At 68.3% G+C, this 24002-nt stretch carries 19 protein-coding genes and 1 pseudogene; 16 read left to right on the top strand and 4 right to left on the bottom strand.

Annotated features, from left to right (window positions below):
* The 10 genes and pseudogenes from AC1DYN_RS25130 to AC1DYN_RS25085 form a co-directional block, all read left to right on the top strand.
* Window positions 1-216 (top strand): annotated as a pseudogene (locus AC1DYN_RS25130) (UDP-N-acetylmuramoyl-L-alanine--D-glutamate ligase); the annotation flags it as partial.
* Complete coding sequence (gene ftsW / locus AC1DYN_RS25125) at window positions 213-1472, top strand: putative lipid II flippase FtsW (RefSeq protein WP_477964165.1); 1260 nt, start codon at window positions 213-215, stop codon at window positions 1470-1472. The pseudogene AC1DYN_RS25130 and the gene ftsW, both read left to right, overlap by 4 nt.
* Window positions 1469-2545: an undecaprenyldiphospho-muramoylpentapeptide beta-N-acetylglucosaminyltransferase gene (gene murG / locus AC1DYN_RS25120; RefSeq protein ID WP_477964163.1), complete on the top strand. Its 1077-nt coding sequence runs from the start codon at window positions 1469-1471 to the stop codon at window positions 2543-2545. The genes ftsW and murG overlap by 4 nt, the downstream gene beginning before the upstream one ends.
* The gene (murC, locus tag AC1DYN_RS25115; protein WP_477964161.1) at window positions 2542-3972 is read left to right on the top strand and encodes a UDP-N-acetylmuramate--L-alanine ligase; all 1431 of its coding nucleotides are present in this window, start codon (window positions 2542-2544) and stop codon (window positions 3970-3972) included. The genes murG and murC overlap by 4 nt, the downstream gene beginning before the upstream one ends.
* Entirely contained in the window at window positions 3972-4955 is a 984-nt protein-coding gene (locus AC1DYN_RS25110; RefSeq protein ID WP_477964159.1) for a D-alanine--D-alanine ligase, read from the top strand. The genes murC and AC1DYN_RS25110 overlap by 1 nt, the downstream gene beginning before the upstream one ends.
* Before the next feature lie 6 nt (window positions 4956-4961).
* A complete protein-coding gene (locus AC1DYN_RS25105; RefSeq protein ID WP_477964157.1) occupies window positions 4962-5774 on the top strand; it encodes a cell division protein FtsQ/DivIB in 813 nt (270 codons plus the stop codon).
* 16 nt (window positions 5775-5790) lie between these two features.
* The gene (ftsA, locus tag AC1DYN_RS25100; RefSeq protein ID WP_477964155.1) at window positions 5791-7020 is read left to right on the top strand and encodes a cell division protein FtsA; all 1230 of its coding nucleotides are present in this window, start codon (window positions 5791-5793) and stop codon (window positions 7018-7020) included.
* Window positions 7021-7179: 159 nt separating this feature from the next.
* Complete coding sequence (gene ftsZ / locus AC1DYN_RS25095) at window positions 7180-8379, top strand: cell division protein FtsZ (protein ID WP_477964153.1); 1200 nt, start codon at window positions 7180-7182, stop codon at window positions 8377-8379.
* Window positions 8380-8463: 84 nt separating this feature from the next.
* The gene (lpxC, locus tag AC1DYN_RS25090) at window positions 8464-9399 is read left to right on the top strand and encodes a UDP-3-O-acyl-N-acetylglucosamine deacetylase (protein ID WP_477964151.1); all 936 of its coding nucleotides are present in this window, start codon (window positions 8464-8466) and stop codon (window positions 9397-9399) included.
* Between the two features lie 28 nt (window positions 9400-9427).
* Window positions 9428-9670, top strand: a complete 243-nt coding sequence (locus AC1DYN_RS25085) for a hypothetical protein (RefSeq protein WP_477964150.1) — start codon at window positions 9428-9430, stop codon at window positions 9668-9670.
* A 69-nt stretch (window positions 9671-9739) separates the two neighbouring features.
* On the opposite strand, the gene AC1DYN_RS25080 is transcribed toward AC1DYN_RS25085, so the two are convergent.
* Window positions 9740-10900: an MFS transporter gene (locus AC1DYN_RS25080; RefSeq protein WP_477964148.1), complete on the bottom strand. Its 1161-nt coding sequence runs from the start codon at window positions 10898-10900 to the stop codon at window positions 9740-9742.
* Window positions 10901-11069: 169 nt separating this feature from the next.
* Here AC1DYN_RS25080 and AC1DYN_RS25075 point away from each other — a divergent pair, with 169 nt between their 5' ends.
* The 5 genes from AC1DYN_RS25075 (at window position 11070) to AC1DYN_RS25055 (ending at window position 17866) form a co-directional block, all read left to right on the top strand.
* Entirely contained in the window at window positions 11070-11513 is a 444-nt protein-coding gene (locus AC1DYN_RS25075; RefSeq protein WP_477964146.1) for a type III secretion system chaperone family protein, read from the top strand.
* 161 nt (window positions 11514-11674) lie between these two features.
* Window positions 11675-15133: a hypothetical protein gene (locus AC1DYN_RS25070; protein WP_477964144.1), complete on the top strand. Its 3459-nt coding sequence runs from the start codon at window positions 11675-11677 to the stop codon at window positions 15131-15133.
* A 28-nt stretch (window positions 15134-15161) separates the two neighbouring features.
* Window positions 15162-15383: a SlyX family protein gene (locus AC1DYN_RS25065; RefSeq protein WP_477964142.1), complete on the top strand. Its 222-nt coding sequence runs from the start codon at window positions 15162-15164 to the stop codon at window positions 15381-15383.
* Window positions 15384-15474: 91 nt separating this feature from the next.
* Entirely contained in the window at window positions 15475-16863 is a 1389-nt protein-coding gene (locus AC1DYN_RS25060) for a tetratricopeptide repeat protein (protein WP_477964140.1), read from the top strand.
* Window positions 16835-17866 (top strand): cupin-like domain-containing protein, encoded by a 1032-nt coding sequence (locus AC1DYN_RS25055; protein WP_477964138.1) that lies wholly within the window; start codon window positions 16835-16837, stop codon window positions 17864-17866. Before AC1DYN_RS25060 ends, AC1DYN_RS25055 begins: the two co-directional genes overlap by 29 nt.
* A 10-nt stretch (window positions 17867-17876) precedes the next feature.
* Here AC1DYN_RS25055 and AC1DYN_RS25050 read toward each other — a convergent pair whose 3' ends face one another.
* Both AC1DYN_RS25050 and gnd read right to left on the bottom strand, forming a co-directional pair.
* A complete protein-coding gene (locus AC1DYN_RS25050) occupies window positions 17877-18179 on the bottom strand; it encodes a hypothetical protein (protein ID WP_477964136.1) in 303 nt (100 codons plus the stop codon).
* 27 nt (window positions 18180-18206) lie between these two features.
* The gene (gene gnd, locus AC1DYN_RS25045; RefSeq protein ID WP_477964135.1) at window positions 18207-19622 is read right to left on the bottom strand and encodes a decarboxylating NADP(+)-dependent phosphogluconate dehydrogenase; all 1416 of its coding nucleotides are present in this window, start codon (window positions 19620-19622) and stop codon (window positions 18207-18209) included.
* Between the two features lie 397 nt (window positions 19623-20019).
* On the opposite strand from gnd, the gene AC1DYN_RS25040 reads away from it, so the two are divergent.
* Complete coding sequence (locus AC1DYN_RS25040) at window positions 20020-21153, top strand: hypothetical protein (protein WP_477964133.1); 1134 nt, start codon at window positions 20020-20022, stop codon at window positions 21151-21153.
* Between the two features lie 12 nt (window positions 21154-21165).
* On the opposite strand, the gene AC1DYN_RS25035 is transcribed toward AC1DYN_RS25040, so the two are convergent.
* A complete protein-coding gene (locus tag AC1DYN_RS25035) occupies window positions 21166-23610 on the bottom strand; it encodes a hypothetical protein (RefSeq protein WP_477964131.1) in 2445 nt (814 codons plus the stop codon).
* Window positions 23611-24002 lie beyond the last annotated feature (392 nt).

The following is a 24002-nucleotide window of genomic DNA, read 5'->3' as shown; positions in this document are numbered from 1 at the left end:
GAGCAGGCGCTGCAGGGCGCCGGCATCGCGATCGAGCGCCACGACACGCTGCAGGCCGCCACGCGCTGGGCCTTCACGCGAGCCCATGCGGGCGATGCGGTGCTGCTGAGCCCGGCCTGCGCGAGCCTGGACATGTTCCGCAACTACGCACACCGCGCGCAGGTGTTCTGCGACGAGGTGCGCGCGCTGGCGGCCGAGGGGGGCAACGAGGCATGAGCAGCATCGCCGCGCGCTTCGGGTTCGACGGCTGGAAGGAGCGCGTGCGCGCGCTCTTCAAGCGCGACGCGTCGGTGCCGATCCGCGACTGGACCGGTGCGTCGGCGAACAAGCCGGTGCAGCTGCAGGGCTTCGACCAGCCGCTGGTGTGGGTGGTGGTGGCGCTGCTCGCGCTCGGCATGGTGATGGTGTATTCGGCCTCGGTCGCGCTGCCCGACAACCCGAAGTTCACGCGCTATGCGCCGACGCACTTCCTGGTGCGGCACGTGCTGTCGATCGTCGTCGCCCTGGTGGCCGCGCTGGTGGTGGTGCAGCTGCCGGTCAGCCTGTGGGAGAAGTGCGCGCCGTGGCTGTTCGCGGCCTCGCTGCTGCTGCTGGTGCTGGTGCTGATCCCGCACGTCGGCAAGGGCGTGAACGGCGCGCGGCGCTGGATCCCGCTGGTCTTCACCAACTTCCAGCCCTCGGAGCTCGCCAAGCTGGCGATCGCACTCTATGCCGCCAACTACATGGTGCGCAAGATGGAGGTGAAGGAGAACTTCTTCCGCGCGGTGATGCCGATGGCGATCTCGGTGGCGGTGGTGGGCCTCTTGCTGCTGGCCGAGCCGGACATGGGCGCCTTCATGGTGATCGCGGCGATCGCGATGGGCATCCTGTTCCTCGGCGGCGTCAACGGGCGCATGTTCTTCCTGATCACCGCGGTGCTGGTGGGCGCCTTCGTGCTGATGATCACCTTCAGCGAATGGCGGCGCGAGCGCATCTTCGCGTACCTGAACCCGTGGGACGAGAAGTACACGCTGGGCAAGGCCTACCAGCTGTCGCATTCGCTGATCGCCTTCGGGCGCGGCGAGGTGCTGGGGCAGGGGCTGGGTTCGAGCGTCGAGAAGCTGCACTACCTGCCGGAGGCGCACACCGACTTCCTGCTGGCGGTGATCGGCGAGGAGCTCGGCTTCGTCGGCGTCGCCTGCGTGATCGCGGCCTTCTTCTGGCTGTCGCGCCGGGTGTTCCACATCGGGCGCCAGGCGGTCGCGCTGGACCGCGTGTTCGCCGGGCTGTTCGCGCAGGGCATCGGCATCTGGATGGGCGGGCAGGCCTTCATCAACATGGGCGTGAACCTGGGGGTGCTGCCGACCAAGGGGCTGACGCTGCCGCTGATGAGCTATGGGGGGTCCGCGATCCTGATGAACCTGATCGCGCTGGCGATCGTGGTGCGCATCGACATCGAGAACCGGCAGATGATGCGCGGGGGGCGGGCATGAGCGCGCGCCACCTGATCGTCATGGCCGCGGGCACCGGCGGCCACATCATCCCCGGCCTCGCCGTCGCGCGCGAGATGCAGAGCCGCGGCTGGTCCGTCAGCTGGCTCGGCACCACGCACGGCATGGAGAACAAGCTGGTGCCGCCCAGCGGCATCCCGATGGACGCCATCAGCTTCAGCGGCCTGCGCGGCAAGGGCCTGCTGCACACGCTGACCGGCGGCTTCCGGCTGCTGCTCGCGTTCTGGCACTGCCTGCAGATCATCCGCCGCCGCCGCGCCCATGCGGTGCTCGGCATGGGCGGCTACGTCTGCTTCCCGGGCGGGCTGATGGCCTCGCTGCTGAACAAGCCGCTGATGCTGGTCAATGCCGACGCGTCGCTGCTGATGAGCAACAAGAGCCTGCTGCCGGTGGCCGACCGCATCGCGTTCGGCTTCGACGGCGAGGCGGCCCACGACACGAAGCTCGGCGTCGTCACCGGCAACCCGGTGCGCGCCGAGATCGAATCGCTGCCGCCGCCCGAGCAGCGCTTCGCCGGCCGCGGCGGCCCGCTGCAGGTGCTGGTGGTCGGCGGCAGCCTGGGTGCGAAGGTGCTCAACGAGACATTGCCGCTGGCGCTGGCGCTGATGCCCGCCGGCGAACGCCCGCGCGTCACGCACCAGACCGGCGCCGCGCACGCCGACGGCGTGAAGACCGCCTACGCGATGGCCGAGGTCGACGCCGAGGTGCTGCCCTTCATCGACGACATGGCGGCGCGGCTGGCCGCCTGCGATGTGATCGTCTGCCGGGCCGGCGCGGTGACGGTGAGCGAGCTGTGCGCGGCCGGCGTCGCCAGCGTGCTGGTGCCGCTGGTGGTCAGCACCACCAGCCACCAGCGCGACAACGCGGCCTGGATGGCGCAGCACGGCGCGGCCCTGCACCTGCCGCAGGCCGAGCTGACGCCGCAGCGCCTGGCCGAAGTCCTGAAGGGCTTCACGCGCGATGCATTGAACACGATGGCGACGAAGGCACGGGCCCTCGCCAGACCCCACGCGGCTGCCCGCGTGGCGAACGAACTCGAAAGGCTGGTGGCATGAAGCACGCCGTCAAGCACATTCATTTTGTAGGCGTTGGTGGCGCGGGCATGAGCGGCATCGCCGAGATCCTGCACAACCTCGGCTACACCGTCTCCGGCTCCGACCAGAGCGACAGCGCCACCTCGCAGCGCCTCGCGTCGCTGGGCATCCGCGTGTTCGTCGGCCACGACGCCTCGCACATCGTCGGCGCCGAGGCGGTGGTCACGTCGACCGCGGTGAAGGGCGACAACCCCGAGGTGATCGCCGCGCGCAACAAGCGCGTGCCGGTGGTGCCGCGCGCGGTGATGCTGGCCGAGCTGATGCGCCTGAAGCAGGGCATCGCGATCGCCGGCACGCACGGCAAGACCACCACCACCTCGCTGGTCACCAGCGTGCTGGCCGAGGCCGGCGTCGACCCGACCTTCGTGATCGGCGGCAAGCTGAACGCGGCCGGCGCCAACTCGCGCCTGGGCTCGGGCGACTACATCGTCGTCGAGGCCGACGAATCGGACGCGTCCTTCCTGAACCTGCTGCCGGTGCTGTCGGTCGTCACCAACATCGACGCCGACCACATGGACACCTACGGCCACGACTTCGCGCGGCTGAAGGCGGCCTTCGTCGAGTTCCTGCACCGCATGCCGTTCTACGGCGCGGCCATCCTGTGCGGCGACGACCCCGGCGTGCGCTCCATCATCCCGATGGTCTCGCGCCCGGTCGTCACCTACGGCCTGGGGGCCGACGTGCAGGTGCGCGCGGTCGACGTGCAGGCGCTGCCGGGCGGCCAGATGCGTTTCACCGTGCAGCGGCGCAACGGCGTCGTGCTGCCCGATCTCGCGATCACGCTGAACCTGCCCGGCGAGCACAACGTGCTGAACGCGCTGGCCGCCGTCGCGGTGGCCACCGAGCTGGAACTGCCGGATGCGCCGCTGGTGAAGGCGCTGGCCGAGTTCCGCGGCGTCGGCCGGCGTTTCCAACGCTACGGCGAGGTGCCGGTGCGCGCGGAGAACAACGGCGGCAAGGCCGGCGGTCGCTTCACGCTGATCGACGACTACGGCCACCACCCGGTGGAGATGGCGGCGGTGATCGCCGCGGCGCGCGGCGCCTTCCCGGGCCGGCGCCTGGTGATCGCGTTCCAGCCGCACCGCTACACCCGCACGCGCGATTGCTTCGAGGATTTCGTCAAGGTGATGGGCAGCGCCGACGCGGTGCTGCTGGCCGAGGTGTATGCCGCCGGCGAGGCGCCGATCGTCGCCGCCGACGGCCGTTCGCTGGCGCGCGCGCTGCGCGTGGCCGGCAAGGTCGACCCGGTGTTCGTCGACGAGATCGGGCAGATGCCCGAGACCATCGCCGGACAGGTGCGCGACGGCGACGTCGTGATCGCGATGGGTGCCGGCTCGATCGGCGCCGTGCCGGGCCAGGTGCTCGAACTGATGAAGGAGGGCGTGTGATGTTGAGCCCCACCAGGAAGATCGATCCGAAGTCGCTCGGCAAGGTCGCCGTGCTGATGGGCGGCAGCTCCGCCGAGCGCGAGATCTCGCTGCTGTCCGGCGGCGGCGTGCTGGCCGCGCTGCTGTCGCAGGGCGTGGATGCGCATGCCTTCGACCCGGCCGAGCGCGAACTGGCCGAGCTGGCGCACGACGGTTTCGCGCGCGCCTTCATCGCGCTGCACGGCCGCCATGGCGAGGACGGCACGGTGCAGGGCGCGCTCGAACTGCTGGGCGTGCCCTACACCGGCTCCGGCGTGATGGCCTCGGCGATCGCGATGGACAAGGTGATGACCAAGCGCGTGTGGCTGGCCGACGGGCTGCCGACGCCGCGCTACGTGCTGCTGGCCCCCGACCAGCTGGACCGCGCGCAGCTGCAGGCCGTGCCCGATTCGCTGGGCCTGCCGCTGATCGTCAAGCCGCCGCGCGAGGGCTCGTCGATCGGCGTCAGCAAGGTGCAGGGCTACTCCGACATGGCCGATGCGGTCGCTCTGTCGGCCAGGTACGACCCCGACGTGCTGTGCGAGGAGTTCATCGACGGCGCCGAGGTGACCTGCCCGGTGCTGGGCGAGGGCGCCGGCGCGCAGGCGTTGCCGGTGATCCGCATCGCCGCGCCCGAGGGGGCCTACGACTACCAGAACAAGTACTTCACCGACGTCGTCCAGTACCACGTGCCGAGCGGGCTGGATGCCGCGCTGGAGCAGGAGATCCAGCGCATCGTCGTGCAGGCCTACCGGGCGCTCGGCTGCCGCGGCTGGGGCCGGGCCGACCTGATGATCCGCAAGAGCGACAACAAGCCCTTCCTGCTCGAGATGAACACCTCGCCGGGCATGACCTCGCACTCGCTGGTGCCGATGTCGGCCAAGGCCGCGGGGATCAGCTACGAGCAGCTGTGCCTGCACCTGGCATCGCAGGCCGCGCTCGACTCGTCCGCGAAGACCGCCTGACACACGATGCGCCGCGCCACCGCACTCCACCGCACACCGGCCGCCGAGCTGCCGGTGGACGTGCGCCTGCTCAACGCCAGCGCGACGGTGCTGTTCGGCCTGGCCGCGGCCCTCTTCGCGGCGCTGCTGCTGCTGTGGCTGTCGCGCCAGCCGGTGTTCGCGATCCGCGCCATCCGCGTCGAGGGCGACCTGACGCGCAACAGCGTGTCGACCATCCGCGCCAACGCGCTGCCGCAGCTGAGCGGCAACTTCTTCACGCTCGACCTGCTGCGCGGCCAGCGCGCGTTCGAATCGGTGCCGTGGGTGCGCCAGGCCATCGTGCGCCGCGTGTGGCCGAACCGCATCGCGGTGTCGCTGCAGGAGCACCGGGCCGCGGCGCTGTGGTCGGTGGAGGAGGGCAGCGACAAGCTGGTCAACACCGAGGGCGAGGTGTTCGAGGCCAACCTGGGCGACGTCGAGGACGACGGGCTGCCCACGCTGGGCGGGCCGGAAGGCAGCGCGGCCCAGGTGCTCGCGATGTACCGCCGGCTGATGCCGATGTTCCACCGCGCCCAGCTGGACATGGACGGGCTGACGCTGAGCGGGCGCGGCTCGTGGCATGCCGAGTTCGACAGCGGTGCCGAGATCGAGCTGGGGCGCGGCAGCGACGATGAGCTGACGGCGCGCGTCGACCGCTTCCTCGACACGCTGCCGCAGGTGATCGCGCGCTACCAACGACCGCTGGTCTACGCCGACCTGCGCCACAACGAAGGGTATGCGGTGCGGCTCAAGGGCATCACCACGACGCTGGAGGCCCCGGCCTCCGGCAAGCGGAAATGAGAGGGTGACACGGAACATGGCCAAGGAATACAAGGACCTGGTGGTCGGCCTCGACATCGGCACCGCGAAGGTGATGGCGGTGGTGGCCGAGGTGCTGCCCGACGGCGAGCTGCGCGTCGCCGGGCTCGGCATCGCGTCGGCCCACGGCCTCAAGCGCGGCGTCGTCGTCAACATCGACGCCACCGTGCAGAGCATCCAGCAGGCGCTGAAGGAGGCCGAGATGATGGCCGACTGCAAGATCACGCGCGTCTACACCGGCATCACCGGCAGCCACATCCGCGGGCAGAACTCGACCGGCATGGTGATCGTGCGCGACAAGGAGGTCACGCCGGTCGACGTGGCGCGCGTCGTCGAGACCGCCAAGGCGATCAACATCCCGAACGACCAGCGCCTGCTGCTGGTGGAACCGCAGGAGTTCGTGATCGACGGCCACGAGGTCAAGGAGCCGATCGGCATGAGCGGCGGCCGGCTCGAGGTGAAGGTGCACATCGTGACCGGCGCGCAGAGCGCGGCCGAGAACATCATCAAGTGCGTGCGCCGCTGCGGGCTCGAGGTGGACCAGCTGGTGCTGAACCCGAGCGCCTCCAGCCACGCGGTGCTGACCGAGGACGAGAAGGACCTGGGCGTCGCGCTGGTCGACATCGGTGCCGGCACCACCGACGTCGCGATCTTCACCGACGGCGCGATCCGCCACACCGCGGTGATCCCGATCGCCGGCGACCTGATCACCAGCGACATCGCGATGGCGCTGCGCACGCCGACCAAGGATGCGGAAGAGATCAAGGTGGAGTACGGCGTTGCCAAGCAGCTGCTGGCCGACCCGGGCGAGAACCTGGAGGTGCCGGGGCTGGGCGACCGCGCGCCGCGCATGCTGAGCCGCCAGGCGCTGGCCGGCGTGATCGAGCCGCGCGTGGAAGAGATCTTCTCGCTGGTGCACCAGGTGATCCGCGAGAGCGGCTACGAGGAGCTGCTGTCCAGCGGCATCGTGCTGACCGGCGGCGCGGCGGTGATGCCGGGCATGGTCGAGCTGGGCGAGGACATCTTCCTGAAGCCGGTGAGGAAGGGCATCCCGACCTACCACGGCTCGCTGCACGACATGGTGGCCAACCCGCGGTCGGCCACCGTGATGGGCCTGCTGGAGGAAGCGCGGCTCGGCCGCGCGCGCGGCATCAAGGCGGCGCAGCAGGCGGGTTCGGTGAAGACGCTGTTCGGACGCGCCAAGGACTGGTTCCTTGGCAATTTCTGAATCACCACGGAGAGGCGCATGACGACACACAGAACGCACGCATGCCTGAGTTGCCATCTCTGTGGCAGCCGGGATCCCCCATGACGAACAACAACAGAAGACGGGCGCCGACAGAGCGCCATACCAAGACGGCAACTGCAACAAGGATTGGAGAACACCATGGCCATTGAAATGATCGAAGAGTTCGACCTGGGTACGCAGATCAAGGTGATCGGCGTCGGCGGCGGCGGCGGCAACGCGGTCGACCACATGATCTCGCGCGGCGTGCAGGGCGTGGAATTCGTCTGCGCCAACACCGACGCGCAGGCGCTGAACCGCTCGACGGCGCACCACCTGATCCAGCTCGGCAGCACCGGGTTGGGCGCGGGCGCGAAGCCGGAGGCCGGCCGCGCCGCGGCGGAAGAGGCGGTGGACCGCATCCGCGAGGCCATCAAGGGCTCGAACATGCTGTTCATCACCGCCGGCATGGGCGGCGGCACCGGCACCGGCGCCGCGCCGGTGATCGCGCGCGTCGCCAAGGAGATGGGCGTGCTGACGGTGGGCGTCGTCACCAAGCCGTTCGACTTCGAGGGCAACCGCCGCATGAAGGCGGCCGACGCGGGCCTGGCCGAGCTGGAAGCCAACGTCGACTCGCTGATCGTGATCCTGAACGACAAGCTGCTCGACGTGCTGGGCGACGACGTGACGCAGGACGAGGCCTTCGCGCATGCCAACGACGTGCTGAAGAACGCGGTCGGCGGCATCAGCGACATCATCCACATTCCCGGCCTGGTCAACGTCGACTTCGAGGACGTCAAGACGGTGATGAGCGAGCCGGGCAAGGCGATGATGGGAACGGCCACGGCCAGCGGCCCGGACCGCGCGCACAAGGCGGCCGAATCGGCGGTGGCCTGCCCGCTGCTGGAAGGCATCGACCTGTCGGGCGCGCGCGGCGTGCTGGTGCTGATCGCCGCCGGCAAGGGCAGCTTCAAGCTGAGCGAGAGCCGCAACGCGATGAACACCATCCGCCGCTATGCCGCGGACGATGCGCACGTGATCTACGGCACCGCCTACGACGAGAGCCTGGGCGACCAGCTGCGCGTCACGGTGATCGCCACCGGCCTGAGCCCGGCCAAGCGCGTGCAGGCGCCGATCAGCGTGGTGCACACGCAGGTCGCGCAGCGCACCGGCACCGACAACATCCCGGTGCTGACCCAGCCGGTCAACGCGCCGGGCGGTGGCTCGCACGACTACAGCAGCCTGAGCGTGCCCAGCGTGTGGCGCAATGGCCGCACCGCGGCGGCGAAGGTGGATGCGCTGGCGAGCAACGGGATGGATGAAATCGAAATCCCCGCGTTCCTGCGCAAGCAAGCCGATTGAGGTTGGCGCTCGCTATCGCTTCGGTAGGGGTTTCTGTAGGGCGATCCGGGTGTGTCCGGGTCGCCCGCTGACTAGAATCCGCGGATGCTTGCCCAACGCACCCTCAAGTCCCTGACCCGCGCTGTCGGCGTCGGCGTGCACGGCGGCCAGCGCGTCGAACTGACGCTGCGGCCGGCGCCGCCCGACACCGGCATCGTGTTCCGGCGCGTCGACCTGCCGACGCCGGTCGACATCCCGGTGGCGGTGCTGTCGATTTCCGAGGCGCGCATGGCGACCACGCTGTCGCTGAACGGCGACCCGGGCGCGCCGAAGGTCAACACCATCGAGCACCTGCTGTCGGCCTGCGCCGGGCTGGGCATCGACAACCTGCGGGTCGACATCACGGCCGAAGAGGTGCCGATCCTGGACGGGTCGGCGGCGTCCTTCGTGTTCCTGCTGCAGTCGGCCGGCATCGAGCTGCAGGAGGCGCCGAAGCGCTTCATGCGCATCCTGAAGCCGGTGGAGGTGCGCGAGGGCGAGGGGCCGAAGCTGAAGTGGGTGCGGCTGGAGCCGTACAACGGCTACAAGCTGACCTTCGAGATCGACTTCGACCACCCGGCGGTCAACCAGACCGGCCAGCGCGTCGTGTTCGACATGGGCTCGGGCCACTACAAGCGCGACATCGCGCGCGCCCGCACCTTCGGCTTCACGAAGGACGTCGAGATGATGCGTTCGCGCGGGCTGGGCCTGGGGGGCAGCATGGACAACGTGATCGTCGTCGACGACTACCGCGTGCTGAACACCGACGGGCTGCGCTACGACGACGAGTTCGTCAAGCACAAGATCCTGGATGCAATCGGTGACATGCAGGTGGCCGGTCACCCGCTGATCGGCGCCTACACTGCGTTCAAGTCGGGCCATGCACTCAACAACAAGCTGCTGCGCGCGGTGCTGGCCGATGCGTCGAGCTACGAGATCGTGAGCTTCGAGGACGAGCGCGAGGCGCCGGCCGGCCTGGCCGAGCTGGCGCCCGCATGGTGAGGACCTGGATGACGAGTTTCTGCGCCCCATGATCATCTTCAGCTGGATCGTTCTGGGCCTGTTCGGCCTGATGCTGCTGGGCAGCGGCATCGCGTGGGGCCTGTTCCTGATGATGGACGATGCGCGCTGGCAGGAGCTGGGCGTGAAGGTGTTCCGCCTGTCGATGGTGGTGCTGCTGTTCTACATCAATGCGATGGTCTACACCCACATCGTGCGGGTGTTCCGTGGCGAGCCGCCGGTGGTGGCGGTGGAGATCCCGACGCCGGATTGACGACGACCGCTTGGCCCGCTTGACGAGCCTGCGCAGCCCGGATGCCAATCCGGGGATCGTCATTCCTTCCTACGCAGCCGCCAGCCGGCGCGGCTTGTCCATCTGCGCCGACACCAGCACCACGCCCAGCGCCAGCACCGCGACGCCGGCACCCAGCCAGCACAGGTCCTGCAGCGGCCGGCCGGCCGCGATCACCAGCCCGCCCAGCCAGGCGCCACCGGCATTGCCGAGGTTGAAGGCGCCCTGGTTCAGCGTGGACGCGAGGTTGGGCGCGCCGGTGGCGGTATCGAGCACCCGCACCTGGGCGGCCGGGCCGATCGCGAAGGCGACGATGCCCCAGACGAAGAGCGTGACCATGGCCGGCACGGCGAACTGGCTGGTCCAGGCGAAGCCGAGCTGCACCAGCGCGATGCAGAAGAACAGGCCGGCCATCGCCGGCATGAGCCGCCAGTCGGCCAGGCGCCCGCCGAGCAGGCCGCCCACCGTGATGCCGCCGCCGAACAGCATCAGCGCCCAGCTGATCTGGTCGGGCGAGAAGCCGGTGACATCGCGCAGGATGTAGGCGATGTAGGTCAGCACGCTGAACATGCTGACCGAGGCCAGCGTGCTGATCAGCAGCGAGCACTGCACCTGGAAGCGCGCGATGGCGCGGAACTCGCGCAGGATGCTGCCCTCTTGCGCCGGCAGTGCCGACGGCAGCCAGTGCCACAGCGCGGTGATGGCGACCAGGCCGATGCCGGTGACGGCCCAGAAGGTGGAGCGCCAGCCGGCCGCGTGGCCGAGCGCGGTGCCCAGCGGCACGCCCAGGATGTTGGCGACGGTGAGGCCGGTGAACACCAGCGAGACGGCCTGCGCGCGCTTCTCGTGCGGCACGAGGCCCGCGGCCACCACCGCGCCGATGCCGAAGAAGGCGGCATGGCAGAACGCGGTGACGACGCGGGCGACCATCAGGAATTCGTAGGTGGGCGCGATGGCGCAGAGCGCATTGCCGAGGATGAACAGGCCCATCAGCGACACCAGCGCGCGCTTGCGCGGCCACTTGGCGGTGAGGATGGCGAGGATGGGGGCGCCGATGGTCACGCCGAAGGCGTAGCCCGACACCAGCATGCCGGCCACCGGGGCGGTGACGCCGAAGTCGCGGGCGACGTCCGGCAGCAGGCCCATGATGACGAATTCGGTCGTGCCGATGCCGAATGCGGCGGCGGCCAGGGCGAGCAGGGGGAGGTTCACGGTGGTGGAGGGGAGGCGCGGAGGAGGTTCGAACTCTACGGGATAACCCGGGTCCCTGTGAGCGTTCAGAGTGCGGGGCGTGCGCGAAACCGGGAATTGCTGCGCCGCGGGCGGTTACTGAGCGCTCGTTCGCAGTACAGGGAGGGATACCCCACGAAGGATGTCCCGGATGAGCCAGGAAAGATTTGATGCGTTGCTGGAGCGGTTGGCTCGTCAGCTGAAATTGGAGCCGCTTGCGCATTTATTGCAGACCGGATTCCTGAACCTCGACGGCACGGACGTACACATCGGATACGTGCCCGATCGACACTGCCGTGTCATGGTCGACTTCGGGCCTGTGCATGGCCAGGCCGATGCCGGCTACTACCGCCGAATGCTGGAACTGAATCTCGCGGCAGCGCCAGGATGTTGGCCCGTCCTGAGCTTGCATCCCGAGAGTCGGCATGTCGTTGCCATCCTGGATGTCGCCTTGGAGGAGTTGGAGGGGGAGGACGCGCTGCTGCAGTTGCTGTGTTCCCGTATCCCCTCGTGGATCGACGCCTGGCATGACGACCTGACGGGTCCCATGGCGCAGTATGCAGGCGATCGTTGTCGCCCCGAGGCGGTTGCATGACGCCGTGCACGCCGGGGGAGCGTCCGCGTTCGCTCGATTCGGTGGGAGCGGTCGGTGGTGCTGTGCCGGTTGGCAAGCGAACACCTTTGGTCACGGTCGGTGCGAAGGGGCAAGCCCTTTCATCACCCAGTCGGGACCAGGTCGTGAACTGGGAGCCCGCGATGCCAGCTGAAGAAGAGCATGAGTGCTTGACCAGCTACGCAGGTTTCATTGCGCACTATGCCTGGCAGCCTGCTGGGTTGAACCAGATGGATCCGGTGCGCAGGCTGGGCCCGATCGACCAAGGAGCCGTGGTCGACATGCTGTTGGCGGAATACGGAACGACCGCCCTCCGCTTCGAAGACGTCGTGCAGTTCCTGGACGAGTTGAAGCTCCATGCGGCATTGCTCGACGGGATCGCTCCGCTTGTCGCGAGAGCGGCAAGGCGGCTGCATCAGAAGGGGCTCATCGAATCCCGGGACGGGAGGACGCTGACGCTGTCGCAGAAGAATGGCAAGGCCGCGAAGACGAAGCGGCAGCTCGCTGCGGAGCAGGGCAAGCGGCTCAGTCAAACGGTCGGTGCGACGCTGGCACAGGCCCTTCCTGCACGGAGAATCGGCCAAAGCCTGGTGGGCGCCAGGGAGGCGTTCACCACCGAGCGTCACTCGGAAAACTACGGCCTGATGGCGCTGACGCAAGTGATCACGCTCGCCGGCGCCGCTTCGCTCGACGCGGACTGCAGGTCGGTCGGCACCGCCCTCGGCATTGTTCCGCAGACGTGGCACAGCCTGCACATGGACAGCGCCGTGCTGAAGCAGAAGCTGTCCAGCATCGACAAGTGCAAGCTCGACGTGGTGATCACGTTCTCGATGATCGAGGACTGCGTGCGCTGCCTCTTGCAGGGGCGCAGGCCCTCTCCAGCGGCACTGGTCTCGTGGCCGTCCTTTTGGGCTGCCGTGATGAACTGGGACGACGCCGCGAGCCAGGTGTTGAAGGCAGTCAGGACGCTGGGGCAGACGATGGCTGCGGCGAATGATCCCGACCATCCAAATGGCCATTGGCAGCTCCGGCAGATCGCGAAGCGAGCCTTGGCCGAAAAGTTCCAGATGTCTGCCGGTATGTTCCGTGATGGGCTGCTCTGGCCCCATACCGTGGGTGCTGCGTGCGTGCGGACTGCGGACTTCCACCTTGCGCCGTTCGTCGCGCCCTTCGGTATCGCAAACGGCTCCTTAGAAATTACTCAGGGCGCCAAGGAGATGGACGTGGCGCAGCGCACGAGGGCGCTGTTCAAGTGGCGGATCCAGCAACTGGTGAAGGGGCAGATGGCGACGGCAGGAGATTCTGTCCTCGACATGATCCGCCATACGCTGGTCGCGTACTGCGAACGAAAGAAGAACATCGCGGATTGGGAGGTCCTCTTCGGTGCGACGCGGGTGCTCTCAGGGCAAGGCCGGGTCTGTGGGTCGGCTCTGACGCTGCTGATGCTCCTTGGTCTCAAGGCAGGACCGTACGGGCCGGCCATCGTTGCCGTGTCAGGCCTCGCCTTGGCCATGGCACTTCGTGAGCGCCAAGGGAGGCGAGCCAAGGAGTTGAGGCATTTGAAGCGGCAGGATCAAGACCTTCAGAAGTTGCGCGCTCTTTTCGGCGAGGCGGTTCGGCTTCAGAAGTTCATGGAAGGATTCGACATCAAGGGCGGAGCCGGCGACTTCAATGGCGATTCGGGCTTCCTCGGCGAGTATGTGAAGGCGTACGGGCCTGGGGGCAACGAAGCACTCGCGCTGGAGGTGCTCGCGGCGCGAATACTGGATTACCTGCTCGAAGATCCCTGGGGTGGAGATGGTCCCGGTCTTCAAATGGTTTGCGACCTGGGGCTCGATGCGACCAGCAAGCTGCTTCTGCGCACCCAGGTGGAGGACCTCTGCTACGCCGGGCGACGTGCCGCCGCTGTCGAGGCCATCTGCGGCGTCATCCGCTTGCTGCTGGAAGCACCGACATCAAGGAGCGCCGAAGCCGTCAACCCCTCGGTATTCGAGGAAGATTTTCGAGTGGCGCTTGACAAGGTCAAGAACGAGGCGGCCGACCCTTCGACTGGAGATGCCGACGATGAGGACCGCCGGTTGGAGGAAGTGTTCTTCCAGAGTTCCGACGATGGAAGCGTGGTGAGTCGTGAGGCCTTCGAGAAGTCGATGGACGCCCTGGACCGGACTTGGGCAGAACACTACAAGAACGTGGAGCGCACAGGAATCTATGAACGGATGCTGGCGTTTCACCGCCGCGTGAAGCAGCGCAAGCAGGCACCGCCGCCGATGCAGGTTCATCTGGAGCGCTGGATCGGATTGCAGGATCATCTTCGAGTCACGGGCCGGACGGTCGAAGCGCAAGCCCGGGTGGAACGCTGGCTGAGGATGGTGGCGCAGTCCAAGGGGGCCAACTGGACCGAGCAGCTGAAGGTCGCGCTGCAGGACACGGCCGACAGGTCCGGGGTGTCGCCCATGGACGTTTGCAGGGAGCTGATGGACGAACTTCAGCAGTTCGATGAACCGGGCATTGAGTTGCCGAGGTTCGTTGTCCGTTTCAGAACCGAGCTGTTGCAGGCGCTGCGCCAGTTCGCCGCCGATGTCGGCAGGCGTTTCGATCCGCAGACTTTCGATCCCACGCACTGGGAGAAACTCTGGGCGCCGCTGAGGATGCCGAGCGAGGGCACGGACGAGAAACTCGCTCGTGTGCAGCGCCTGGTTGGCCAACTGATGGATGGCCTGATGGGCGAGGCGCGCGGATCGCTGGATGAGCGTTTGCCGAACGCGCTGCACCATCTGGCGCGAGGCCGATCCGACTCGACGCTGGACGCCGCCTTGCTCAAGGGTATGAAACGGCTCGCGAAGCAGCCCCAGCGTTTGTCGTGGCAGCAATGGGAGATCCTGGCCTGCCTCATCGACGCCATGACAAGACGCGGGAGTCCTTCCGTACAGCGCCCGCAACCGGATTCCTCTCCCATGACCGTGCAGCGCGACGCCTGGGACCGGGTACCGGCCTACCTCCTGATCGACGGACGCCTGGAGGGTGCGCATGCCGACGTCGCGCGGATGCTGGAGGCGGCGCAGGCGTTTCCCGGCGAGACTTGGCAGGATCAGCTGAGGAACTGCATCCTGGGGTCAAGCGGGGTGCCGCTGGCGTCCTGCAAAGCCTTGCTCGACAGCCTGCAGCTGCTTGGCAAGGGGGAYGCCCTGAAGCTGCCTGCGGTGGCGAGTGCCGCGGAAGCATTGGATCGGGCCTTGCACGAGATCGCAGCCGACCTCGGACGCCTCGACACGAGCGCGTTCCAGGGACAGCATTGGTCGACCTTGTGGCAGGAGATGGCGCCTAGGACGGGCAAGGCGGGCAAAGCCTATGCACAGGCACAGAGCTTCGTCATGAGTTTGCTCCGTCGGCTTGCCGATGATGGCTCGGATGGCGCTCTGGACGAGCGCTTGCCGGTGGTGCTGAAGGTGTGGGCGCGCGGCGAGCCTGCGCGGCGCTGGTTGCTGCCGCACCTGAACGAGGCCCTGGACAAGCTCGCGGATCTGCCCGGAGGCCTGCCCTGGCGCCAGGGTCAGATGGTGAGGTTGCTGGCGTCTGCTTTGCACCGCTTGCCGAAACAGTAGCCGGTGGAGACTTGAGGTCCAATGCCTCATGCATTCCCCCGAAGACCCCACCGACCACCGCCTCACCGCCCTCGAAATCAAGGCCAGCTTCGCCGAAGACCTGCTCGACGAACTGAACGCCCTCGTCGCGCGCCAACAGCAGCAGATCGAGCAGCTGATGGCCCAGGTCCAGCAGCTGCGCCAGCAGCAGGGTCCTGCGGACGCGGCGCCATTCCGCAGCCTGCGCGACGAGTTGCCGCCGCACTACTGAGCCTCGGCAGAGCACCGGCCGCCGGAACTGCACCGGTTTTGGCCCGCGATTCAGCCCTTTCGCTGCGCACGCCTGCCCGTCCAATGCCGGGATGCAGGACGCTGCAACCCACCTCTTCCACGAAGGCACGCGCCACCTCGCCGCGCGCGACTTCGCCCATGCCGAGGCGTGCTTTCGCGATGCGGTCGACCAGTCGCCGGCGCTCGGCGAGGCCCATGCCAACCTCGGCTGGCTGGCCGAAGCAGCCGGCCGGCTGGACGAAGCCGACGCGCACTACCGCCGCGCCCGCATGCTGCGCCCGTCGCAGCCCACCATCCACCTGAACCACGGCGCCTTGCTGGCCCGCCTGAAGCGCTTCGACGAGGCATTGGCCGTGTCGTGGCGCGCGGTCGAACTCGATCCCGCCTCGGCCGCCGCCTGGTCCAACCTCGGCGTGCTGCTGGCCCAGCTCGGCCGCCATCCGGATGCCGAAGCCTGCTGCCGCCGCGCGCTGGCGCTGGCTCCCGACTACGTCAACGCCCACGTCAACCTGGCCTACCTGTGCCTGCGCGACGGCCGCTGGGACGAGGGCTGGGCCCACTACGCGCGCCGCAGCTGGCAATGCGAGCTGGAGGACCGCGCTGGCTGCCCGCGCTGGCACGGCGAGCCGCTCGCCGGCCGCGCGGTGCTGGTCGGCCTGGAAGGCGGCTTCGGCGACATGATCCAGTTCGCCCGCTTCGCGACGCTGCTGAAGCAGGCCGGCGCACGCCGCGTGAGCCTGCTCGGCCCGCCGTCGCTGCAACAGCTGCTCGCCACGCTGGCCGGTGTCGACGAGGTGCTGTCGGCCGACGACCCGCTGCCGGCCGCGCACTGGGACTGCTGGACCTCCGCCACCAGCGTGCCGCAGCTGCTGGGCACGCGGCCCGGCACGATCCCCGCGGCGCTGCCCTACCTGCGCGCCGATCCGGCGGCCGTCGTGCCGTGGCAGGCGCGCCTGGGCGGCCTGCATGGCCTGCGCATCGGCCTGATCTGGAAAGGCAACCCGTCCTTCGAGAACGACGACGAGCGCTCGCTGCCGTCGATCGACACGCTGGCACCGCTCGCCGCGCTGGCCGGCGTGCACTTCATCAGCCTGCAGAAGGGCGCGGGCGAGGACGAAGCCATGCGCGCGCCGGTCGCGCTGCACCTGGGCGGCGAACTCGAGACCTTCGCCGACACCGCGGCCCTGGTGCAGGCGCTGGACCTGGTGCTCTGCGTCGACACCGCCGTCGCCCACCTCGCCGGTGCGCTCGGCAAGCCCTGCTGGGTGCTGCTGCCCTGGCAGATGACCGACTGGCGCTGGCTTGTCGATCGCGACGATTCGCCGTGGTACCCGGGCGCGCTGCGGCTGTTCCGCCAGCCGGCGCGCGGCGACTGGGCGCCGGTGATCGCCGAGGTGGCCGCCGCACTGGCTCAGCTATGCTCGGCAGACCATGCCGATCTCCCGCACGCCCATCCCTGAAACCTTCGAGACCGACGCCGACACCTTGCGCCGAGAGGTGCTCAGCGGCTACCGCCCGATGATCCTGCGCGGCCTGGTGAAGGGCTGGCCGGCGGTGCAGCGCGGCCTCGCGTCACCGGTCGCGATCGCGCAGTACCTGGCCGACCACGACAACGGCAGCGCCGTCGATGCCGTGATGACGCCGCCCGACCAGAAGGGGCGCATCTTCTACAACGCCGACATGAGCGGCTTCAACTTCATGCGCAACCGGCTGCCGCTCAGCACGGTGCTGGAGCAGGTGCTGCGCTACTCGAACTTCCCCAACCCGCCGGCGGTGGCGGTGCAGAGCGCGCTGATCCCCGAATGCCTGCCGGGTTTCATGGACGAGAACCGGCTGCCCTTGCTCGGCGACGGCATCGCGCCGCGCATCTGGCTCGGCAACGCGATCACGACGCCGGCGCATTTCGATGAATCCAGCAACATCGCCTGCGTGGTGAGCGGGCGGCGCCGCTTCACGCTGTTCGCGCCCGAGCAGATCGGCAACCTCTACATCGGCCCGCTCGACCATGCGCCGACACCCACGCCGATCAGCATGGTCGATTTCAACGATCCCGATCTCGAGCGTTTCCCGCGGTTCCGCGAAGCGATGGCCGCCGCGCAGGTGGCCGAGCTGGCGCCCGGCGACGCGATCTTCATCCCCGCGCTGTGGTGGCACCACGTGCAGTCGCTGGAATCCTTCAACGTGCTGGTGAACTACTGGTGGCGCGGTGCGCTGGCGGTGGACACGCAGGGCGGCGGCCCGGCGCCGTCGGCGGTGCACGCGCTGCTGCATGCGCTGATGAGCGTGCGGACGCTGCCCGCCGAAGAACGTCGCGGCTGGGCCGCGATCTTCCAGCACTACGTGTTCGACCCCGACAGCGATGCCGCTGGCCACATCCCGCCCGAGCGGCGCGGCGTGCTGGGCGAATTGACGCCCGAGATGATCCAGCGCCTGCGCGCGGTCGTGAAAGAGCGGCTGCGCTGAGCCGGCGGTGTCAGTCGGCCGACGACGACGGCTTGGCCACCGACTCGACCTTCTCGCCGCCCTTCTTGATCGCCGCGCCGGTCTTCTCGACCCCCTTGCGCACCGCGTTGCCGGTTTTCTCGGCCGCCTTCTGGATGGCCGCGCCGGTGACCTCGGCGCCATGCTGGATCGCATGGCCGGTCTTGGTGGCGACCGACGACGCGGTGCTGCCGACCGACGACGCGGCACGCTGGATCTTCGACGGCTCCTCGTCGGCCGCATGGGCCCACACCGCCGCAGCGGACAACAACGCCAACAACACGCTTCGCTTCATCGCGGGTCTCCTGGTCGACCGATCGGGTCAGCCGATGACTTCGGGCCACTCGGTGTGGAACATCTGGCCTTCCGGCTTGTCGGTGCGCTCGTAGGTGTGCGCGCCGAAGAAGTCGCGCTGCGCCTGCAGCAGGTTGGCCGACAGCCGCTCGGCACGGTAGCTGTCGTAGTAGCCGAGCGACGCGCTGAAGGCCGGCACCGGGATGCCGTTGGTGACGGCCAGCGCCACCGTCTCGCGCCAGTTCTGCTGCGTGCGGTTCAGCAGTTCCTTGAAGAACGGGTCCAGCATCAGGTTCGACAGGCCCGGGTTGCTGCGGTAGGCGTCGGTGATGCGGTTCAGGAAGCGCGCGCGGATGATGCAGCCGCCGCGCCAGATCGCCGCGATGCGGCCCAGGTCCAGGCCCCAGCCCTTCTTCTCGCCCATGGTCTTCATCAGGTCCAGGCCCTGCGCGTAGCTGATCACCTTGGACGCATACAGCGCATCGTGCACCTTGGCCACCAGCTGGCTCTTCACCGGCGACAGGTTCACCACCGGCCCCTTCAGTTCCTTGCTGGCCGCCACGCGCTGCTTCTTCTGCGAAGACAGCACGCGCGCCTCGACCGCGGCATTGATGGTGCTGATCACCACCGCGTTCTCGGCTGCGTTCAGCAGCGTCCACTGGCCGGTGCCCTTCTGGCCCGCCTTGTCCTGGATCAGCTCGACGATGGGCCGGCCGGTTTCCGGGTCCTTCTGCTCTAGCGCCTTGCCGGTGATCTGGATCAGGTAGCTCTGCAGCTCGCCTTCGTTCCACTGGTTGAAGATGGCGGCCATCTCGTCGGTGGTGAAGCCGGCGGCCTTGAACAAGCTGTAGGCCTCGCAGATCAGCTGCATGTCGCCGTACTCGATGCCGTTGTGGATCATCTTCACGTAGTGGCCGGCGCCGCCCGGGCCGATGTGGATCACGCAGGGTTCGCCGTCCACCTTGGCCGCGATGCTTTCGAAGATCGGCTTCATCACCTCCCAGGTCGACAGGGGGCCGCCGGGCATGATGGACGGGCCCTTGCGCGCGCCTTCCTCGCCGCCGGAGACGCCGGCGCCGATGAAGCGCAGGCCCTTGCTGGCGAGGTAAGCGTCGCGGCGCTCGGTGTCGGTGTACAGGCTGTTGCCGCCGTCGATCACGATGTCGCCGGGCGACAGCAGCGGGATCAGCTGCTCGATCACCGCGTCGACCGGCGCACCGGCCTTCACCATGATCTGGATCTTGCGCGGCGTGGAGAGGCTCTGCACGAACTCCTCGAGCGTGCGGCTGCCCACCAGCTTCTTGCCCGGGTGGCGGGCGATGAACTCATCGGTGGTGGCCGTGGTGCGGTTGAAGACGCTGACCTGGAAACCGTGGCTCTCGACGTTGAGCACCAGGTTCTGGCCCATCACGGCCAGGCCGATCAATCCGAAGTCGCTTTTCATGGTGGCGGGGGAAAACGTTGGAATGCCGGGCATTTTGACGGCTTTCGGGGGCGGGTGGGTGCCTGGCCTGCAGGCCGCCCTGGTCGGGCTGCGGGTTCGTGGAACCGGGTGGGAGGAGTGGTCACTCAGCGCGGGTCAACACGGGAGTGCAGGAGAGGTCGTGCAGGGACTCGGGAAAAGACGCAGGCTTTCGACGGTGGGTCCTCCGGAAATCCCGCGAGGCGGAAACCCTGGGCGTCCGGCCGGTGAGCAGGACCATGAGGACCCGGTGTCTGCCGTGGCGCGATGGTGGAACGGATTGGCACCGGTCCGGCAGGCACCGCAGACCCGTCCAGGGCCGCCTGGTCCGACCGAAGAGCTCCTGGGCGTTGCCGATCGGTATCCAGGGTTGTTCGGGATGCCGAGCTTCCAGAGCACGCTGAAGGATCTCGCGTGCACCGATGCCGCTGCCGGGGTGATGAAGTCGATGCTGGGCCATTGGGAGCGTGCACCGGTGGACTCGCCGAAGCATGCCGGCCTGGGCGCGGCGTTGTGCCAATGGTGCCTGTCACAGGATGCTGTGAATGCATTGCGCTGCGGCATGAAGATCCTGCGGCGACCGAACCTGGCGCCGCATGAGCGGGAAGCCTTGGCCCGGCACATGCTGCGCGCAGTGGATCCCGATGGAGAAGGCAGGGACTGCCGCTGGCAACGGCATGTACTGCTCAGCTCCGCCATCTCTCTTCATGACGTCGGGCGTGACGAGTTCATGCAGGAGTTTGCGGCTCACTTCCTGGGTGCGGGTGGCCGCATGGCGACGCTCCTCGTCGGCCTTCGCACCGTATACGACCCGCAGTCTTTCAGGTACCTGGCGGGAATCGTCGGCTTGACGGAGGCAACCCGTGCCGACCGCCTGGAGGCGGAGCTGCTTCCCAGCGTGCTGGGGCATCTGCTGTACCGATTTCTGGTGCGCGTCGAGCGGCAGAACGGTTCAGATGAGCCGCTGGAGACGATGATGGCGGCGTTGACTGCCTTGATTCCGGCCGGGTCGTTGCAGTCGTGCCTCATGGTGCGGACATGGGAACGCGCATTCCACGGAGAGAAGGATGCATGCCGAAAGCTCCTGGTCGATCTGCTGAGATGCCATGATCGTTTGCCACGCAACCGTGAGCTCATTGCCTCCTGCATGGCTACCCTGGTACGCAGCGGTGCCGGTCTCGAGGATGTCCTGACGCCGCTCGGGCTGCGACGCGGCGACGGGTCCTTCTCGCTCTGGATCGATGCCTGCGGCCTGCAGTTTCAACGCGCTTTTCAGTTCGACGGTATCGACGCGATCAGGAGCTGGGTTCCCCGGCAGCTGGCCTCGATCGTCGACATGTACGGCCAGACCTCTGCGCTGGGCAATTTCATTCCGGGTTCCCACGCCTCGATGGTTCGATTGCTGGCCCTGTTTCACGAGATCGAGACTTCCGCGGTCATGACCGACGAGGGTCGCGAGCTGCTTGCCGAGTGCGCAAGGTGCTGGAAGCCCATCGAGGACTTGTTCGATTGACCCCTGCACCCCTCACGGCTTCGCCCACATCCTCTCGATCCAGTCCGACCACGGCTTCAAGCGCGCGGGGTCGACCCCCATCTGCGTCGCCTTCCACAGCCCGTACTGCTCGGTCTGTTCGGTGTTGGCCCGGTAGTTCACCTGGTTCATGAAGAAGCTGCCGTCGGCGGCCTTGCCCAGCGGCGTGCGCTGCGCGTCCAGGCAGTAGCGAAAGCCGGCCCAGGGTTCGGGCTCGCCCAGCTGCGAGTTGTTCGGGTCGCAGCGGCGCCACGCCGCGGCATCAGTCTGCGCATACAGCGTGTTGAACTGGCTGACCGCGCCGTTCACCATGCGCAGGTACAGGCCCGGGTCCAGGTCGTCCAGGAAGCGGTACTTCGACTTGCCGTTGCCGTTGTTGGTGGCGGTGTCGATGAAGCCGGTCACCGCCAGGTGCTTGGCCACCTGGCCGCGGCCGTAGCGCCCGCGGTTGGCGAACAGGTCGGGCTGGGCCGGGTCGTACAGCACGATGCCGTTGTTGACGTACTGCGCCGACTTGATGCGCGCCTGCAGCAAGCGCACGTAGTGCGTGTCCTGCGCCGCCTTCGCGGCCGGCGTCGCCGCGCCCACCTTCATGCCCAGGTAGTCGTCGAACGCGGTCAGGTACGGCCAGTCCATCGGGAAGTTGACCCAGTCGCTCTGCGCGCCCGGGTTGATCGACATCTGCAGCTGGTACCACTGGTTGGTGCGGTAGTACGAGCCGACGATGTTGTTCGCCTCCCATGCGTTGGTCCACTCGCGGGTGATCTTGCCGCTGGCGTCGGTGTCCTGCTGGTAGACCATGTGCGGCGCGAGAAAGAACACGCTGACGGTGTTGAACGGCCAGCCGTGCGCCTCGCCGCGCGGCTTCCAGGCGCCGGTCTGCGCGTCCTTGTCGCCGATGAACCATTGCTGGTTGCCCTCGAGGCCCCAGGCCTGCACCATCTCCCATTGCTTGACGGCGTTCCAGTGCAGCAGGCTGCCGACCGCGCGCTCGATGAAGGCATTGGTCGTGAAGGCGGCCGGGTTGGATGTGGTGGTGGCGGCCGAGGCCAGCTTCTGCAGGTTGGCCGCGCCCACCTGCGCGCCATATTGGCCGCTGGCGGCGATGTGGTTGCCGCGCCCGCCGCCAAGAAACTGGTAACCCTCCCAGCCGAACTGCTGCATCATCGCCTTCGCCTGCACCCGCTCGTCGACCTTCAGGTGGCTCCAGTCGCCGTGCACGCCGTTCGGGTTCTTGTGCGCGGCCAGCCACGCGAGCAGCGCCTGGTACTTGCCGTTCGGGTCCTTCTTGCCGTCGCTCGCGAACTGCGCGCCGCCGTCGAACGCGCCGGTCGCGCTGGCACCCGCGGGCCACACGTCATACGGGTGCGTGGTCGGCAGCCAGGCGTTCCAGTCGGGGAACTGCATCGGGATCTGCATCTCGCGCGTGTTCATGGTCGCGTTCGGGTTCATCACCCGGTCCACGTCGGCCTGCGACACCGACAGCGCGGCATTCAGCGGCTTGCCGAACAGCGCCTTGGTGCCGTCGGCCGCGGTGTCGAGCACCGCCTCCAGGCCGGCGCCGGCGGCCCACTGCGTCTCGCAGCCGATGCCGGTGYAGTCCAGCCCCGGGCCCGGCTGGTACGGCGGGTTCCACGGGCTGGCCTTGGGCGCGTGCGGCACGTCCTGCAACGAGTAGCGGATGAACGCGGCGATCTGCTTTCCTTGCGCCTCGCTCAGGCCGTGGTAGCGGCTGCGCTGCACGATCGCGTTGTTCGAGTAGTTGAAATACTGCAGGTCGCGGCCGTCGGACGCGTGGCACGACGAGCACGAGGCCTGCAGCGTGCGGTTGACCAGCGGCGACTTGGCGAGCGAACCGCGGGCATACCACAGCGCCTTGCCGAGCTCGACGTCGTTGCCATAGGCCTTGCCGGCGTCCTTCTCGGCCTTCGGGTCGGTGCGCTGCACCGCATTCAGCGCCAGGCTCGCGTTGGCATCGCTGCGCAGCTGCAGGTCGAGCACGCGAAAGCCGTTCGATTYGCCATCGGTCCCGTTGAAGCGGAACTGGATGCGGTTGCTGCGCGGCCAGGCCACCAGGCGGGCCTGGGTCGCGGCGTCGAGCGCCAGCGTGATGCGCGTCGTGTAGAAGCCGCCGTTGACGCCGCCGTGCAGGCGCTCGTTGTCGGCCAGCGTGACGGTCTGGTCGGTGATGTCCAGCCACGGCACCTGCGCGTCGTTGGCCGGCTCGGTGCCGCCCAGCACGCGCAGGCTGGCCTTGACCTTCGGCGGCGCACTGCGGGTGGCCTCGAACTCGGGCGCGCCGTAGAAGCCGCAGCGGTGGCACAGCAGGTACAGGCGGGTCGCGCTGCCGAGCTTGGCGGCGTCGACGTCGAGGCGGGCCTCGGCGATGGTGGGTGCGGTGGGCGAGCCGTTGCCCAGCACCTCGATCGGCAGTGTCAATGCGCTGGGCGATGGGGACGGGCTGGGAGCCGGTGCAGGGGCCGGAGCGGGCGCCGGCGAGGGTGAGGGCGCAGGCGAGGGTGCAGGAGCCGGTGCTGGCGCCGGGCTCGGTGCCGGGGCCGGCGCGGGCGTCCCGCTGACTGGCGGCGGAGCCGACGCATCGTCCTTGTCCGACCCGGCACCGCAGCCGCCCAGCAGCAGCATCGAAAGAAACAATGTGGAAACGGTTCCGCCCAAACGGGTCGGTACGCGGTCGCGGGATGTCATTTTTTGTCGGGAACAGGCGCCGTGCACCTGTTCATGGCCTGGGATTCACCCAGGCAAGCAGGTCGCATGCCGTGCCGCGGCCAGCCGGGCCAGCGCGCGCAGGTCCTGGGCGAGCAGGCCGAGCG

It is taken from the genome of Rhizobacter sp. P2_D12 (assembly GCF_056404395.1).
The sequence above is the reverse complement of the archived record's forward strand: the minus strand, read 5'-3'. Positions and strand labels throughout refer to the sequence as shown.